This window comes from Pedobacter kyonggii (assembly GCF_004310665.1).
Lineage (GTDB): Bacteria > Bacteroidota > Bacteroidia > Sphingobacteriales > Sphingobacteriaceae > Pedobacter > Pedobacter kyonggii.
On the sequence record NZ_SIXF01000033.1, the window covers coordinates 31,096 to 48,543 of the forward strand.

13 protein-coding genes and 1 tRNA gene are annotated in these 17,448 nt (G+C 38.1%); 8 read left to right on the forward strand and 6 right to left on the reverse strand.

Annotated elements, in window-relative coordinates; all coding sequences use genetic code 11:
* Positions 1 to 80 precede the first annotated feature (80 nt).
* From argH to EYS08_RS21960, 4 genes are all read left to right on the forward strand, one after another.
* Positions 81 to 1,412, forward strand: coding sequence for an argininosuccinate lyase (argH, locus tag EYS08_RS21945; RefSeq protein ID WP_131032118.1), 1,332 nt, complete (start codon positions 81 to 83; stop codon positions 1,410 to 1,412).
* 28 nt (positions 1,413 to 1,440) lie between these two features.
* Positions 1,441 to 2,694, forward strand: a complete 1,254-nt coding sequence (locus tag EYS08_RS21950) for a pyridoxal phosphate-dependent aminotransferase (protein ID WP_131032119.1) — start codon at positions 1,441 to 1,443, stop codon at positions 2,692 to 2,694.
* Between the two features lie 139 nt (positions 2,695 to 2,833).
* Positions 2,834 to 3,040 carry a DUF2683 family protein gene (locus EYS08_RS21955; RefSeq protein ID WP_131032120.1) on the forward strand — a complete coding sequence of 69 codons (207 nt, stop codon included), beginning with the start codon at positions 2,834 to 2,836 and terminating at the stop codon, positions 3,038 to 3,040.
* Positions 3,040 to 3,300, forward strand: a complete 261-nt coding sequence (locus EYS08_RS21960) for a type II toxin-antitoxin system RelE/ParE family toxin (RefSeq protein ID WP_131032121.1) — start codon at positions 3,040 to 3,042, stop codon at positions 3,298 to 3,300. The genes EYS08_RS21955 and EYS08_RS21960 overlap by 1 nt, the downstream gene beginning before the upstream one ends.
* Before the next feature lie 122 nt (positions 3,301 to 3,422).
* Here EYS08_RS21960 and EYS08_RS21965 read toward each other — a convergent pair whose 3' ends face one another.
* From EYS08_RS21965 to EYS08_RS25890, 3 genes are all read right to left on the reverse strand, one after another.
* On the reverse strand, positions 3,423 to 4,847 hold the full coding sequence (locus tag EYS08_RS21965; protein WP_131032122.1) for an RtcB family protein: 1,425 nt from the start codon (positions 4,845 to 4,847) through the stop codon (positions 3,423 to 3,425).
* 63 nt (positions 4,848 to 4,910) lie between these two features.
* Positions 4,911 to 6,008 (reverse strand): slipin family protein, encoded by a 1,098-nt coding sequence (locus tag EYS08_RS21970; protein ID WP_131032123.1) that lies wholly within the window; start codon positions 6,006 to 6,008, stop codon positions 4,911 to 4,913.
* Between the two features lie 404 nt (positions 6,009 to 6,412).
* Positions 6,413 to 6,474: transfer RNA gene (locus tag EYS08_RS25890), tRNA-OTHER, on the reverse strand.
* A 561-nt stretch (positions 6,475 to 7,035) separates the two neighbouring features.
* Here EYS08_RS25890 and EYS08_RS21975 point away from each other — a divergent pair.
* A complete protein-coding gene (locus EYS08_RS21975) occupies positions 7,036 to 8,073 on the forward strand; it encodes a helix-turn-helix transcriptional regulator (protein ID WP_131032124.1) in 1,038 nt (345 codons plus the stop codon).
* A gap of 68 nt (positions 8,074 to 8,141) precedes the next feature.
* On the opposite strand, the gene EYS08_RS21980 is transcribed toward EYS08_RS21975, so the two are convergent.
* On the reverse strand, positions 8,142 to 9,725 hold the full coding sequence (locus EYS08_RS21980; RefSeq protein ID WP_029274134.1) for a peptide chain release factor 3: 1,584 nt from the start codon (positions 9,723 to 9,725) through the stop codon (positions 8,142 to 8,144).
* Between the two features lie 386 nt (positions 9,726 to 10,111).
* On the opposite strand from EYS08_RS21980, the gene EYS08_RS26540 reads away from it, so the two are divergent.
* The 3 genes from EYS08_RS26540 (at position 10,112) to EYS08_RS21995 (ending at position 13,573) form a co-directional block, all read left to right on the forward strand.
* A complete protein-coding gene (locus EYS08_RS26540) occupies positions 10,112 to 12,379 on the forward strand; it encodes a helix-turn-helix domain-containing protein (RefSeq protein WP_131032125.1) in 2,268 nt (755 codons plus the stop codon).
* Between the two features lie 81 nt (positions 12,380 to 12,460).
* Positions 12,461 to 12,838, forward strand: coding sequence for a GxxExxY protein (locus EYS08_RS21990; protein WP_131032126.1), 378 nt, complete (start codon positions 12,461 to 12,463; stop codon positions 12,836 to 12,838).
* 126 nt (positions 12,839 to 12,964) lie between these two features.
* Complete coding sequence (locus EYS08_RS21995; protein ID WP_244216017.1) at positions 12,965 to 13,573, forward strand: SprT-like domain-containing protein; 609 nt, start codon at positions 12,965 to 12,967, stop codon at positions 13,571 to 13,573.
* Between the two features lie 149 nt (positions 13,574 to 13,722).
* Here the strand turns inward: EYS08_RS21995 and ade are convergent, their stop codons facing one another.
* Positions 13,723 to 15,360, reverse strand: a complete 1,638-nt coding sequence (ade, locus tag EYS08_RS22000) for an adenine deaminase (protein WP_131032127.1) — start codon at positions 15,358 to 15,360, stop codon at positions 13,723 to 13,725.
* A gap of 93 nt (positions 15,361 to 15,453) precedes the next feature.
* The gene (locus EYS08_RS22005; protein WP_131032128.1) at positions 15,454 to 17,433 is read right to left on the reverse strand and encodes an alpha-ketoacid dehydrogenase subunit alpha/beta; all 1,980 of its coding nucleotides are present in this window, start codon (positions 17,431 to 17,433) and stop codon (positions 15,454 to 15,456) included.
* Positions 17,434 to 17,448 lie beyond the last annotated feature (15 nt).

Here is a 17,448-nt window from a genome sequence, read left to right on the forward strand (position 1 = left end):
CTGATTTCTAATGTATTTATTGTACTTTTGCGGGTATTTCGACTGCCTTTGTGCAGGTATAAAATAGAGCAATCATAAGAATGAAAATCTGGCAAAAAAATATAGATGTAAATCAGTTTGTAGAAAGTTTTACTGTTGGGAAAGACCGTGAACTGGACCTGAAAATGGCAAAGTTTGATGTATTGGGCTCTTTGGCGCATACCCAAATGTTAGAAACCATTAATTTGCTAACAGCTGACGAACTGAAAACTGTTCAGCAAGAATTGAAAAATATTTACGCTGAAATTGAAGATGGAAATTTCACCATCGAAGATAGTGTAGAAGATGTACACTCACAGGTAGAGTGGTTGCTTACACAACGTATTGGCGAAGCAGGTAAGAAAATCCATAGTGGCCGGTCACGTAATGATCAGGTTTTAGTTGATTTAAAGCTGTTCTTCAGGGCTTGCATCGAGGATATGGTTAATCAAACCTCAACCTTATTTAACCAGTTAATTGAGTTAAGCAATACGCACAAGGATAAATTAGTCCCTGGTTATACACATTTGCAGATTGCCATGCCATCATCTTTTGGATTATGGTTTGGTGCTTATGCCGAAAGCTTGGCAGATGATATGGAACTCATGTTGGCTGCATGGAAAATCTGTAATAAAAATCCATTAGGATCAGCTGCTGGTTACGGTTCTTCATTCCCTTTAAATAGAACTTTAACAACCAATTTACTTGGCTTTGAAAGTTTAAACTATAATGTGGTTTACGCGCAAATGGGACGTGGCAAAACCGAAAGGATTTTAGCACAGGCAATGAGTGCTGTTGCGGCAACTTTAGCTAAAATGGCTATGGATGTGTGTTTGTTCATCAATCAAAATTTCGGATTTATTAGTTTCCCGGCAGAGCTTACCACAGGTTCGAGTATTATGCCACACAAGAAAAACCCTGATGTTTTTGAGTTGATCCGTTCGCGTTGCAATAAAATTCAGGCTTTGCCGAATGAAATTGCCATGATGATTACCAATCTGCCATCAGGTTATCACCGCGATTTGCAATTGCTAAAAGAAAATTTATTTCCGGCGATTACTTCTTTAAACGAATGTTTGGAGATCGCTACTTTTATGTTCCAGAACATCACGATAAAGGATGATATTTTGAAAGATAAAAAATACGATTACTTGTTTAGCGTTGAAGTAGTGAATGATCTGGCGCTCCAAGGTGTTCCATTTAGAGAGGCTTATAAAATTGTTGGCGAACAGATAGAAAATGGTAGTTTTGCACCATCTGGCCAAATACATCATACGCATGAGGGAAGCATCGGCAACCTTTGTAACGAGCAGATTGCAGCAGCAATGCATGGGGTATTATCTCAGTTTGGCTTCGGAAAAGTGAATAAAGCAATAGAAGATTTAATTCGCTAATTATAAAGGCGATAATAAATAATAATATATGAAAGTTTCAGTATTAGCCAGTTCATTAATTGGCTCAGAAATTATAAAAATCGGTAATGAAGTTAACGAAATGAAGCGTAAAGGTGCTTCAATCGCTAATTTAACCATAGGCGATTTTGACGCAAACATTTACCCAATCCCAACTGAATTAAAAGCTGGAATTGTTGATGCGTACAATGCCAACCAAACCAATTATCCGCCTGCTGATGGTGTTTTGCCTTTGCGCGAAACAGTTTCGGAATTATTAAAGGATAGATTTGGGTTGGAGTACAACACCAATAGCATTTTAGTTTCTGGCGGTTCACGTCCGTTAATTTATGCTACTTACCTGGCTTTGATCGATCCTGGAGATACTGTGGTTTTCCCTGCTCCATCTTGGAACAATAACCACTATTCTCACTTAACTTCGGCAAAAACAATTGCGGTAGAAACCGATGCTGCACATAATTTTATGCCAACAGCAGCGCAATTAAAACCGCATTTAAAAGGAGCAACTTTATTGGCCTTGTGTTCGCCATTAAACCCAACAGGAACCATGTTTGATGCAGATTCCTTAGCTGAAATCTGTGATGCCGTTTTAGAAGAAAATGCCTCACGTGGAGCTGATGAAAAACCGTTATACATGATGTATGATCAGATTTATTCGCTTTTAACTTTCGGAAAAGCGCATGTAAATCCGGTTTCTTTGCGCCCTGCAATGCGTCCGTTTACCGTTTTTGTTGATGGTAGTTCGAAATGTTTGGCTGCAACGGGTGTACGTGTAGGCTGGGGTTTCGGTCCGGAGGATATTATCAATAGAATGAAAGCATTGGTTGGCCACATGGGTGCTTGGGCTCCAAAGGCCGAGCAGGTGGCCATGTCTAACTATTTTAACGATAAAACACAGGTTAATGCTTTTTTAACCAGCTTTAAAGGCCAGATCCAGGATAGTTTAAATGCACTTTACAATGGTTTTAATGAATTGAAAAATGAAGGTTTTAATGTTGATGCTGTTGAACCAATGGGTGCAATTTATTTAACAATCAAAATCGATTATATCGGGAAAACTACTGAAGATGGTCAGCTTTTAAAAGACAGTGCAGATGTGAATTTTTACCTGATTAAAGAAGCCGGAGCGGCTTTGGTTCCATTCTCTGCGTTTGGAAATGAAGACAGTATGCCTTGGTTCAGGGCTTCGGTTGGGGCTTGTACCCTGCAGGATATTAAAGATATGTTACCAAGGATTAAAGCGGCTTTGAGTAAGTTGAAATAGTATTATAAGCATATAAAAAACCTCTTCAATTAATTTTGAAGAGGTTTTTTATATTTATTTTTTTTTGCTAGACACCATTTAAGTTTGAAGGTTTTATTTAATAATCTTTAAATTTGTATATTAGTTTAAAATCACATTTATGGAAACTTACCTTGTACATCCTGATAAAATACAAGAAAAAGCTTTAAAGGCATTTCTTAAGGCTTTAGAAGTTCCTTATGAAATAAAAAAAGATAATCCCTTACCAGCACATGTTGTGTCAGGAATAAAACAAGGAAAAGAGGACATCAAAGCAGGCAAAAGCCTTTCTTTAGAAGAATTTAAAGAGAAAATATCGGCAATCTGATGGACTTGCCCGTAGTCATATCAGAAACAGCATTTAAAACTTTTGAGTCAATCTGTGCTCAAATACATGAAAGACTAGGGTCAAAAGCAGTAAGTGATTTTAAAAAGAATACAATTAAAACGTTAGCGTTAATCAGTAATTCGCCATTCATTTATAAAGAAACTGAATTTGATCCTAATATTAGACAAGGATTAATTAAAAAGCTTTCTTCTGTGTTTTATGAGATTAAGTCCGATAGGATAGAAATTCTTTTGGGATAATCGGCAAGAGCCCATGTTTTTATGACTTTTTATTTGAAATAAGATAAAAAACCTCGCAGGTTTTAAAAACCTGCGAGGTTAATCTGTTTTTAGATTTCCGACTAAGGACTAAGGACTAAGGATTAGTCTTCACGACTTCCATCATCAGCCATTCTCACTATTTTTGGTTCAAATTTGGCCACTACATCAACCAATTCGGTTTGTGCTGCCATCACTTTGTTAATGTCTTTATAAGCCATTGGCGCCTCATCCAAGCCTGCACCAATTAAGGTAACGTTATGATCTTTCAAAATGGCTTTCATATCCGATTTGGTAATTGATTGAATCGCTTTGGTTCGGCTCATTTGACGTCCTGCTCCATGTGAAGCTGAATTGATCGCGCTCATTTCTCCTTTTCCCCTAACCAGAAATCCTGGTGCGGTCATACTTCCTGGAATAATCCCCATCACGCCTTTACCAGCTGGTGTAGCACCTTTTCGGTGCACAATCACTTCTTCTCCATCAAGCATTTCTTTCCATGCAAAATTATGGTGGTTTTCCACCTTGGCCAAAACTTTAGCGCCTATGGCTTTGGTTAACCTTTTATGGATCACCTCATGACAGGCTGAAGCATAATCGCCAGCTAAATTCATGGCAATCCAATACTCTTGTCCTTCGGCAGAATTTAGATCCAAATAAGCCAGGTTTACAGCCTCTTTAGGGAGTTTGCAGATGTCTTTAGCCAGTTTGGTGTAATGACCTGCTATGGTTGCGCCAAAACCACGGGAACCTGAATGGGTCAACAATGCTACGTAACGGCCTTTATCGATATTTAAAATCTCGTCGCGTTCGGCAAAATCAATAATCCCCCATTCCACAAAGTGATTTCCCCCACCCGAGGTTCCCAATTGTGCCCAAGCCTTTCCGTGTAAATTTTTAAGAAAAGGAGTAGAATTAAATGCTTCGTTTTCTAAAACATCATGGTCAGCTCTTTCATTGCCTTTAAAATTTTGTCCTGCACCAAATTTGGTGAAAGCAATTAATTCGCGTTTGTACATTGCATCTTTCCCGAAATAATGTTTCTCTGGAATATCGAAAATACTCAAAGCCATTCGGCAACCAATATCTACACCCACACCATAAGGGATGATCGCATTTCTGGTTGCCAATACACCGCCAATCGGCAAGCCATATCCTTGGTGGGCATCGGGCATTAATGCACCAGCAACCGAAACAGGTAATTTCATGGCGATATTCATTTGGTTTCTGGCACCCTCTTCTATATAATCGGCACCGAAAATTGAATAATCTTTAGCGTTGTTGATCAGTTCAATGGTTCCATCTGATTTTGGATTTGCTTCCTCGATCATTGCAGTTGCCAATACATTTAATACTTCGTCATCCAAAAAACTTTCCGGATAATCTTTTATTTTTTTAAATAAGGCCAGTAATTCTTTTTCCTCGATATCCGCAAAATTTTCTTTCAGGATATCTAATGCCAAGCCTACTGTTTTTCCTTCGGAATAACCTATTTCGATCAGGTTATTACCTGTTATGTTGTTGTTCATTTTATTTCTTGTTCAATCCCCGGCAGGTAATACTCACCTGACCGAGGGGTTTCTAAATTTAATTTATTTTACGAAGATTTGTTTCAATTGATCTACAATTTGTCCACTGCCCGATAAGCTGATGTTGTTGATTTTTTCTGCGATTTTCTCTACATATTCCATCTCTTTTAACTTATACAACATAGCGTTGTCTTCCATCAATTTAGCCGTATTCAACAAACTTCTGGTCGATGCTGTTTCTTCTCTCCGGGTAATGATATTGGCTTGGGCTCTTTTTTCGGCAACTAAAACCTGATTCATAATTTCTTTAACATCACCAGGTAAAACGATGTCTTTAACACCACAGTTGGTTAATTTTACACCCAAGTTTTCAACCTTATCCAAGGTGATGGCCATTACCATTTCGGCAATTTTTTCTTTGCTTTCCATCAATTCGTCAAAAGTCATTAAGCCAATACATTCCCTTAACGCCAATTGCATGGTGATGTATAATTGTTTTTCAAATTCTTTGTTCTCCAATAAGGCCTTGATGATGTCATCAACTTTATATTGAATGCTGAAATTTACCCTCAATTGTGCTTTATCTTTGGTTAAGATTTCTTGACCGATAATTTCCATATTCAATTGCCTCATATCGGTTTTCAAAACTTGAACAGTAGTACTGTTTTTCCAGTAAACATAGTTTCCTGCTTCCAATACGTTTTCAAATTTACCATCAATAAACAATAAAGCTTTTTCGAAAGATTCTATTTTATAAGCCCTGATATAATTCAATAATGGTGCTTTCTCCAATAAGTTTTTATCAATGGTTTCATCAATTTTGATGTTACTGATATCTACTTTAATAAAGTTATATGTCGACAAACCTTTCCAGATGGCGTGTCTGCCAGCCGTTAAAACGTTCTTGAAATTTTTGTTTTGATAAACCAAGGCCAATTCATTATCAGCAACACTTACCAAGTGAATCAAATTCACAAAATCTGTGTTTTCCAATAAGATATCCAATTCGGCAACTGTGTAATAGTACTCTTTTGCCATATCATACAAAGTCATGTCTTCACCGAAACCTAACCAATAAGTTCCAGCTGTTAAAACGTTTTTTAATTTTCCTTTTTTAAACACCAATCCAACATAATTGGTGTTAATTGTTACTCTTTTCATGTTTTCTGATGTTAGCCCCTCCTAAATCCTCCCCTAAAAGGGAGGACTTAAATGGGTATGATTAATTATTTTATTCTTTTAAAAGCGTTGCGGGAAGAACATTTACCTGTTTTCTGCGGAAGTAAAAGTTTATCAAGCTTGTTTAAAAATGAAACCAATTTTTCTAATTGGGTTTGTGCTCCTTCGAACATTTTGCCTTTTAGATTTAACCTTTTTGATTTTTAAATCTCTTCTTGCTGCAATGATACTTACTGAGCAAAACACAAATTTGCTTTTTGGATTCCGAAAAATCTTGAAGCCAAATGCGGTTTCGCAACGCTTATTCTGGTGAGCGATTTGAAAAGTTGCTCTTCTTTAAGATGGAACCTAAATCCATTGCATTACCATTTTGCTATTCCAAGTGATGGTTGGAAGCAGGATTCGAACCTGCATTGGTGGTTGTTACTCTAACCCCTGAGTTATTCCGATATATCGGAAGTGGGATTCGAACCCACGACACACAACGTGTTTAGACAGTCTATCATAATTCTTCTCAGGATATTCTAAGCAATTTGCCCGAATACTTTGGGGCTATTCCGAAACCCGCAATATTGGATAAGTTTTATTTAGTATTGCCATCCCTTTCGGGATCTCTTTATATTAATCTGATTGTGATAACCACTACTAATGTAACCCTGTCCGGCGTATCCCGAACAGGGGCTTCAAAAACGAGAGCGCATATCATTTAGAACAGTAAACTGTTTCTTATCAATCAGATTGTTATTATTAATATTTCTCAAAGAACTTTATCGACTGGCGACATTACAAAGATGCCACCACCACTGCGCGGCCGATTTGCGCAGTAAAATTTATTTTGAAATGAATGGGTTAATTGATTGATAGTTAGATTAATAAATTTAATTTTTCTATTATATTTTTCCTTTTATCCTCCAATTACGCAGTTGTATTGCGTAGATGATAAATGCTTTGCTATATTTAGTTAAGCTTTTCGATCAGATTTTTAGCTTGAAACTCAAATTGATTAAAAATGGCAGTAAATAAATTAGCGCTTATCCGGTATAAAACCATCGACGATTGTTTGAAGAACCGTTACCGTAAATGGACACTAGAAGATCTTATCGAAAAGGTGTCGGCAACCCTGTACGAATTAGAAGGGATTACCACAGGGGTAAGCAAACGAACCATTCAGGCAGATATCCAACTTATGCGGAGTGACAAGCTTGGCTACAATGCGCCGATTGTGGTGAAGGATAAACGCTTTTATGCCTACGAAGATGCTGGTTTCAGTATTACCAAAGCGCCGATCAATAACGCTGATGTAGATAAGATGAAGGAAATTGTTGGCGTACTGAAACAATTTAATGCTTTTAATTATTTCGATGAAATGAGCGATATGATTGCCCGATTGGAAAATAACCTCTACAAATCGACCAAACAGAGTGGTAATAATATTCAATTGGAAAGTAACAAGCTGGTCAAAGGTTTAGAATGCATCCCGCCCTTATATCAAGCAGTTTTAAATAAACGATCTTTATTAATAGAATATAAATCTTTCAAGGCGCAACAATCACAACAGGGAATTTACTATCCGTATCTGTTAAAAGAATACCGCAACAGATGGTTTTTGATCTGTAAAGCGAAAAAGCGACCAGGGATCTTAAATTTGGCATTGGATAGGATAGTAGAATTTCAGGAATTGCCTAACGAAGAATTTGTAAGTTATCAAGGCGTAGATTTCGATCGATATTACGATGATTTAATTGGTGTAACAAAAAACGAACGTGACCGTGCACAGAAAGTGATCCTCGAATTTACAAATGATCATGCGCCTTACGTGGTAACGAAACCGATGCATCAATCGCAGGTAGTATTAAGTAAGAACGAGAAAACAACAACTTTTAGGATCGATGTGGTACTAAACTATGAACTGGAGCGCGAAATTTTAGGCTTTGGAGAGTGTGTTAAAGTGCTTTCGCCAAGATTGTTGATTTCAAAAATTAAAAGGCGTTTGGAACAAACTTATAGTCAATACGAAACTAAAGAGGAATCGATATTAAGTAATTGAATTTTGAATGAGAGAATATTGGCAACTCCGCTAATAAATTCTCTCATTAATCACCCTGTCATTCAATATTAGCTTTTAAACTCGCTCGTTTTATGGAAGTCGATATCAGGATAATCCTGTTTTGTTAAATTGATCATATATTCACTATCCGCCAGATAAACAGGATTGGCTTCTTTATCGAAACCGATGTGCTGTTGTTTACGTTTTACAAATTCATCCAGTTTTTTTCTATCGGTAGAAGTTACCCAGCTCGAACGGGTATAACTCAAGGTACGAAAACGACATTTTGCACCATATTCGTGCTCTAACCTGAAGTTGATTACCTCGAACTGAAGCTCACCAACTGCACCGATCACTTTCCTGTTTCCAGGTTGCATCACGAATAACTGTGCAACTCCTTCGTCGGTTAACTGCTCAATACCTTTTTCCAGTTGTTTGGTACGCATAGGATCCATATTTTCAACCTCTTTGAAGATAGATGGAGAAAAACTGGGGATGCCTTTAAACTGCAGTTTTTCACCTTCGGTTAAGGTATCGCCAATTTTAAAGTTGCCACTATCGTATAAACCTACTACATCACCTGGCCATGCCTCTTCAACAATACTTTTTTCGTTAGCCATAAAGTCCATCGGGTTGGAGAATTTCAGTTTCTTATCCTGACGGGTATGGTAATAGAATTTATTGCGCTCAAACTTGCCAGAACAGATCCTTAAAAAGGCAATTCTATCGCGGTGTTTTGGGTCTAAATTGGCGTGAATCTTAAATACAAAGCCACTGAAATTTTTCTCTTCAACCAATACGTCACGCTCTTCAGCTTCACGGTGACGAGGGCTTGGAGCGATATCGATAAACGTATCTAAAAGCTCTTTTATCCCGAAGTTGTTAATCGCACTGCCAAAAAACACTGGTGCAACCAAACCATCGGTATATAAATCCTTATCTATCTTACCGTAGATACCATCAACCAATTCGACATCATCTTTCAATGTATTGATTTCGTTTTCTTTAAGGTAGTTTAATAAAGATGGATCATTTAAATCACTTGCCGCCACTACCGAATCGGTTACTTTTGTTTTATCCGAGTTGAATAAATTTAAATGTTTGTTGTAAATGCTGTAAACACCTTTAAAAGTATGCCCTTGGCCTATAGGCCAGGAAAGTGGACAAAGGCTGATATTTAATTTTTCTTCAATTTCATCCAATAAATCGTAAGCCTCTTTACCTTCACGGTCCATTTTGTTGATGAAGATAATCACAGGGGTGTTACGCATACGGCAAACCGACATTAGTTTCTCGGTCTGTTCCTCCACACCCTTTACGCAATCTACCACTAAAATAACACTATCTACCGCTGATAAGGTTCTATAGGTATCTTCCGCGAAATCTTTGTGCCCAGGCGTATCGAGAATATTGATGCGTTTACCACTGTATTCAAATCCCATAACCGAAGTCGCAACCGAGATACCACGTTGCTTTTCAATCTCCATAAAATCGGAGGTATTACTCTGGTTCGCTTTGTTCCTTTTTACCGCGCCAGCAGTATTAATAGCGCCACCAAAAAGCAGAAATTTTTCTGTCAGTGTGGTTTTGCCCGCATCAGGGTGGCTAATAATGGCAAAGGTTTTACGTTTTTCTATTTCAGGGTTAAGCATAATAAAATTTTGGGTGTAAAGAGTGATGAAACCTTGTTAAAGGAATTTAACAGCGATAAGATTTGAATATTGTTGTTTCATCAGGCCGCAAAGATAAGGAATTTGCTTAAAGTTTGAATAGGTTAATTGTTTAATTGAAAATAGGTTGCGCGTTTATTGTTTTTGAAAAGCAGCGGCAATGGTTCTTTTGTTAATGTGGTGATGTCATTATGGAAAATTTCAAGAAGTCAAGTTTTTAAAATTTGACTTCTTTGATGAAGCTGTTGGCTTAAATTAAAATTATCGGCCAAAATTTAAAATTTCTCACCAATCATTGTTTAGTTTTGTACTAAAATGTTTAGCTTTATTCATCCCTCCGTTTATTGTTGACTAAAATTTTACTGCCGATGCCTACTTTGGAAGAAACTTCTATGCCCGCAGAAATTGCGGCTAAATTTGTTAATTACACCTCAAAACACGTTTTCTTGACCGGAAAAGCAGGAACAGGTAAAACAACTTTTCTACGGAAACTCATCCAGCTTACGCATAAAAAAGCCTTAATTGTGGCACCAACGGGTATTGCTGCAATCAATGCAGCTGGAGTAACTATCCACTCGCTTTTTCAACTTCCTTTTGGGGCTTTTTTCCCTGATGCCGCCGGCGCTCTGATCAATGAGAATATCAATTTCAACTTCAATACGCCCAAAACTTTAGTAAAACACTTAAACATGCAGGGCAATAAGCGGCGCATGCTGCAGGAACTGGAGTTACTTGTTATCGATGAGGTAAGTATGTTGCGCGCCGATATGCTCGATGCCATAGATTTCGCCTTGCGTTATGTACGGAGGAACAGAAACCTTCCATTCGGCGGGGTACAGTTATTGTTTATAGGCGACCTGCACCAGTTACCACCAGTGGTAAAAAATGACGAGTGGCGCATTATGGCCAAGTTTTACAAGAGCATTTATTTTTTCGATGCACTAGCCTTGCAGGATAATCCACCGGTTTATATCGAACTGGATAAAATTTACCGTCAGGATGATGCTGTTTTTATCGACTTGCTCAACAACCTACGGAACAACAAAATTACTGCTGAAGATACCGCATTATTAAGGCAGCATTTCAAACAGGATTTCAAACCCTCGGCAGATGAAAATTATATTACTTTAACCACCCATAACAATAAAGCTGACAGCATTAACCGTGAAAGGTTAACCCAACTGAAAACCAAATCTTACTTTTTTGATGCGAAGATTCAGGGTGAATTTAATGAATATGCTTACCCGAATGATAAAAGTTTAGAATTAAAAGTTGGTGCACAGGTAATGTTCATTAAAAATGACATGACTGCCGAAAAGCGGTATTACAATGGTAAGATCGGTGTGGTACATCATATCGAAAAGGACATAATCGAAATTGAGCTTCCTGAAGATAGGACAGTCATTGAGATTTCGCGTTATACTTGGGAAAATGTTAAATATAAATTGGATGAAGCGACCAACGAAATCAAAGAAAATGTAGCAGGTTCGTTTATCCAATACCCTATTAAACTGGCCTGGGCCATCACCGTGCATAAAAGTCAAGGTTTAACCTTTGATAAGGCCATTATTGATGTGGGTGATGCATTTGCTCCTGGGCAGGCCTATGTGGCCTTATCGCGTTTACGCTCATTAAAGGGTTTGGTTTTAACGTCTCATCTGCGCGATAGTGGTTTGCAACAGGATCAAAATGTACATTACTTCTCTAAAACAAAACAACCTTCCGAAGTGCTAAACGAGCAGATCAGTATAGAGAGTTATACTTTTATCCGCAGTTATTTGCTTGCCGCATTTGATCTGAACCTGATCCGCTATTACTTAAAGGAACACCGTCAGACTTTTGATAAAAGTGAAAAATCGGCCAAGCAAAGGCACGAAGATTGGACTGATACCGTTTATACCGACTTTCAAAAAATCACGGCTACGGCCGATACGTTTGTTAATCAGCTTAAAAACCTGTTCGCACAGCAAACCGAACATACTTTATTTAATGTATCGAAAAGGGTAGAGGCTGCCTTAAAATATTTTAATCCTTTAGTTAAGGAGATTTCTGATCGTTTTCTGGCCCAAATTGAAGTGATAAAAGAAGAAAAGCAGATTAAAACTTATGTTACAGAATTGTTAGAACTCGAAATTTTGGTATATGAGCAATTGAAAAAAATGCATAAAAGTAAAGCATTGTTGCAAGCGCTTATTGCTGGGAAAGAGTTTAGCAAAGCCGATACCGATGCACTGTTGAATACGGTCGAAAGAAACAATCAGCTCCAAAAAGCCATTCAGCTAAAAGGAGAAACACTTAAAGTAAAATCTGCAGCAGAGAAAAAGAAAAAAGAGCCAAAGATTGATACCAAGTTAGTGAGCTTCGAGCTTTATGAGCAGGGCAAAACCATCGACGAAATTGCAAAAGAACGTGGCTTCTCTACCGGTACCATTGAGGGACATTTGGCCTATTATGTTTCTACACAACAATTGGATGTAACCAAACTGGTAAAAGCGAATAAAATCAAAAATATTACCGATGCAGTAGAAAGTCAGAAAACAAAATCTATGGCCACGATAAGGGAGTTTTTAGGTAAAGATTATTCTTTCGGGGAGATCAAGCTAGTATTGGCATCGTTGTTTCCATCAGAGGAATAACCTTAGGTTTAATCACAAAGAAATTCGAGGAATTTTTTACCACAGAGAGAACAGAGTAAGGCACGGAGAACACAAAGTATTCTGAAAGAGGATCTATTAACAAGGACCATTATTGGTTTGGCTATAGATGTTCATACAGGTCTTGGTCCGGGTTTGCTTGAAAGTGCTTACAAAGAATGTTTGTTTTATAAAATTGATAAAGCAGGTTTTCAGGTTGAAAAAGAAAAAATAATGCCTTTGCATTTTGAAGATGTAAGATTGGATTGTGGTTATCGAATCGATATCTTGGTAGAAGACAGACTAGTTTTAGAATTGAAAAGTATTGAAAGATTAACTGACATTCATTTAGCACAAACCCTAACTTACATAAAATTAGGTGGATTTAGATTAGGGTTATTAATGAATTTTAATGTTTTAAGATTAAAAGATGGAATTAAGCGTGTAGTAAATGGTTATTAGAATTGCCTCTGTTTTCTCTGTGCAAACTCAGTGAATCTCTGTGGTAAAACTAATATTAATTCTGTTTTCTACGTAAATACTTTTGCCCTTTGTGGTTAAACCTTAAAATTTTTTATCTTAGCATCCGTGGAAAAGGTTAAAGTTTTAGCGCAGTACATGCCCGAACCAGCGGCACCGCTAATTGCAAAGTGGATTGATTATTTTCAATGTGAATTTAAGATTGCCAAAACCCGCTCTACAAAACTGGGCGATTACCGCCATCCTTATCAGGGCAAAGGGCATCGCATTTCTGTTAATTTTAATCTCAACCATTACGCTTTTTTGGTTACCACAGTACATGAGTTTGCACATTTGCTCACCTGGAACGATTTCAAGAATAAAGTAAAACCACATGGCACTGAATGGAAGAAGAACTTTCAGCGGATGATGGTTCCCTTTTTTGAACTGAATATCTTTCCAGCCGATATCCACAAAGCGATTGATAATTATATGTCTAATCCAGCGGCATCAAGCTGTTCTGATCTGCATTTATCGCGGGCCTTAAAAAAATACGATAGCAATAAAACAGAGACCTTACATTTAGAGCAATTGCCGATTAATACCACTTTTAAAATTAAAGATGGCCGGCGTTTTACCAAAGGCGAACGGATCAGGAAGCGGTACCGATGTATCTGTTTGGATGATAAAAGGTTATATCTGTTTAATCCTTTGGCAGAGGTTTTTGTGATGGAATAAGATTAATTTGCTGTCATTCTGAATGCAATGAAGAATCTTTTGCAAATCGCTCTGCAATTACATTTTGCGTTTGAAGATACTTTAGATTAATGTCATTTGAAGTGTCAATAGTAAACAGATTCTTCGCTGCGCTCAGAATGACAAATCAGCTACACAAACTTAAACTCATCCCCATCAAATAAACCTTTATCGCTTAGTTTTAAGTGCGGAATCACTAATAAGGCCATAAAAGAAAGCGTCATGAAGGGGGCGAGTAGAGTAGAACCCAAATCCTTTGCAAATTGATCTATTGAAGTATAACTTTCTGCAACCTGATAACCGTTATGGTTACTCATTAAACCTGCTACCGGTAAAGCTAAAACTTCTTTTTTCCCACTGCCCACTGCCACTACACCACCGGTTTCATTAATTACCAGATTTACGGCTTCACAGATGCTTTTGTCATCTACACCAACAGCAATAATGTTATGACTATCATGTGCAACACTTGATGCAATGGCACCCAGTTTTAAGCCAAAGTTTTTTACAAATGAAACAGCAATAGGTGCATCATGATAACGGTTTACCACTACCATTTTCAAAATATCGTTTTCCAGATCACTAATAACATTCTGATTTAAAACTTTCGGTTTTGCGGATATTCTGTTCGTAATCAATTGTCCATCCAATGCTTCAATAACTGGAATTTCTTTTTGTCCGCTGAATGGATAAATAAAATCTTCTTCCTTTTTCAAACTGCAATCGAAATGGTTTACCGATTCGCGATCTTCGACATGTTTTACCCAATCGCCTACCACCGTGCCATTTTCAGCAAGCAACAATCCATCAATATAGGTTTGTTTAACCCTGAAGTTTTTTAAATCTTCTATTATAATAAAATCTGCATCATCATTGATCTGAAGTGAGCCAACATCTAATTTATAGTGAAGGATAGGGTTGATGCAGGCTGCCCGCAGTATATTGAATATATTGATCCCTTTTTCTACTGCCCTTGCACAGAGCTGATTAATATGGTTTTCGACTAAACTATCAGGATGTTTATCATCGCTGCAGAACATCATCATTTCGGGCCAGTCATTCAATAGATCGATCAACGCCTCAAAATTTTTGGCTGCGCTTCCTTCTCGGATAAGGATTTTCATGCCACGCTGTAATTTATCCAGCGCTTCATCTGCGGTAAAACATTCGTGATCAGTAGAAATTCCGGCATTGATGTATTGTTGAACAGCATCGCCACGTAAGCCCGGGGCATGTCCATCAACAGGTTTACCGAGGTCATGAGCGGCAGCAATCTTTTTTAAAACCTCTTCATCTTTATAAAGTACGCCAGGGAAATTCATCATTTCACTCAGGTATTTTATTTCCGGACGTTCTAAAAGTGATTTTACATCATCATGATCCAATTCAGCGCCAGCCGTCTCAAAAATGGTAGCTGGAACACAGCTTGGGGCACCAAAATTAAATTTAAAAGGGACGGTATTGCCATTTTTAATCATAAATTCTACACCTTCCATACCACAAACGTTGGCAATTTCGTGTGGATCGCTAATGGTTGATACCGTTCCATGAACAACCGCCAGTCGCGCAAATTCACTTGGAATTAACATGCTGCTTTCGATATGCACATGGCTATCGATAAAGCCTGGTGAGATAAAATGAGCACCTTCTTGCTGTTCAGAAATTTTAGAGATTGATTTTATTTTTCCATCCTCAACGGCTACTTCGCCAAAGAAAATATTTCGCTTTGTGATGTTGATGATATTCCCTTCGACTTTAAAATTGCTCATGCTGTTTATATAAATTAGCCACGGAAACACGGATTGGCACAGCATTAATAATTAATGTTCTCCGTGATTTCTGTGTCTCCGTGGCAAAACTATTTAATATTTCAATAATTTATCAATCGTTTCTGCTAATCTTGCTTTAGCTAAAAAATCTTCTTCCAATACTTTGCTCATTGGAATTGCCGTATCTAAGCTTGCACAACGCATTACAGGCGCATCGAGGTAAGAGAAACAATGCTCTCCAATCCAGGCAGATAGTTCGGCGCCAAAACCGTTTGTTAAAGTATCCTCATGCAAAATTAAAACCCTTCCTGTTACTTTAACCGCTGCGTTTACAGCTTCTTTATCCCAGGGCTGAAGCGTGCGCAGATCAATTAACGTGGCATCGCTTTCTGGATATTGCTTCAGGTAATCTAAAGCCCAGTGCACACCAAGCCCATAAGTAATGATAGCGAATTTACTTCCTTCGGCAAGCCTAACTGCTTTGCCAATTTCTGTTGTGTAATAACCATCTGGAACAGGAGCAGTTAAACTTCTGTATAAGTATTTGTGTTCGAAATAAAGTACTGGATTTGGATCTTCGATTGAAGCCAGCAATAAGCCTTTCGCATCTTCAGGGAAAGCCGGATAAACAATTTTTAAACCCGGTGTTTTGGTAAACCAGGCTTCATTGCTTTGTGAATGGAATGGTCCAGCCCCTGTTCCGGCACCTGTGGGCATACGTACCACCACATCGGCCATTTCGCCCCAACGATAATGTGTTTTGGCGAGATTATTCACAATCTGATTAAATCCTACAGTTACGAAATCTGCAAACTGCATTTCTACAACAGCTTTATAGCCATTTATGGATAGGCCTAAACCTGCCCCCACAATGGCCGATTCGCAAATAGGGGTATTGCGGACTCTGCTTTTGCCATATTTAGCAGTAAAACCATCTGTAATTTTAAAAGCCCCGCCATAATCTGCAATATCCTGCCCCATTAAAACCAGGTTAGGATACTTTTGCATGGCTAAGTCTAATCCATCGGTTATTGCATCTAAATACCTTTTTTCTGTTGATGAAGTTTGACTAGGTTGGACAACATCTTGTTGATAAGGAAAATACATATCTGCCTGTTCCTGGTCGGCATTAGCAATGGGCTCATCCTCGTTAAAAGCTTCTTCAACTTCCAGCTCGATGTCTCTTTTAACCTGGATTTTAATATCGACAATTGAATCTGAGGTTAAAACACCTTGCTCAATTAAATAGGCTTCGTAATTACTTAACGGATCTTTCTTTTCCCACTCGTCAAACAGTTCTTGCGGAACATATTTAGTGCCCGATGCTTCTTCATGTCCACGCATCCTGAAAGTAAGGCACTCTACCAAAACCGGTCTTGGATCTTTTCGAATTTCCATGGTCAACTGGTTAATGGTATTATAAACTTCTAGAATATTATTTCCATCTATCTGAATACCTTCCACGCCATAACCAATGGCCTTATCAACCAGATTTTTGCACCTGAACTGCTCTGACTTTGGAGTGGAGAGACCATATCCATTATTTTCGATTAAAAAAATAACAGGAAGGTTCCAAACTGCAGCAACATTTACGGCTTCGTGGAAATCGCCTTCACTGGTTGCCCCCTCTCCGGTGTAAACTAATGTGGCGTGCTGTTTATTGGCTAAAACATCGGCAAGAGCAATACCATCTGCTAAAGCCATTTGTGGCCCCAAGTGGGATATCATCCCAATTATTTTATATTCTTGTGTGCCGAAATGGAAAGAGCGGTCGCGGCCTTTGGTGAAGCCGGTAATTTTGCCTTGCCATTGGGCCATTAATTTTTTTAAAGGAATATCACGCGAGGTAAAAACGCCTAAATTACGGTGCATGGGTAAAATGTACTCATCGCTTTGCATGGCTAAGGTGCTACCAACAGCTATTGCTTCCTGGCCAATGCCCGAAAACCATTTGCCAATCCTACCCTGACGCAGCAGCTTGAGCATTTTGTCTTCAACCATCCGAGGGTAAAGCAATCTTCTGTATAAGTTCAATAAGAACTTGTCGTCTTTATCACCTCTGTTAAATTGCATATCTGGTTATTTTGA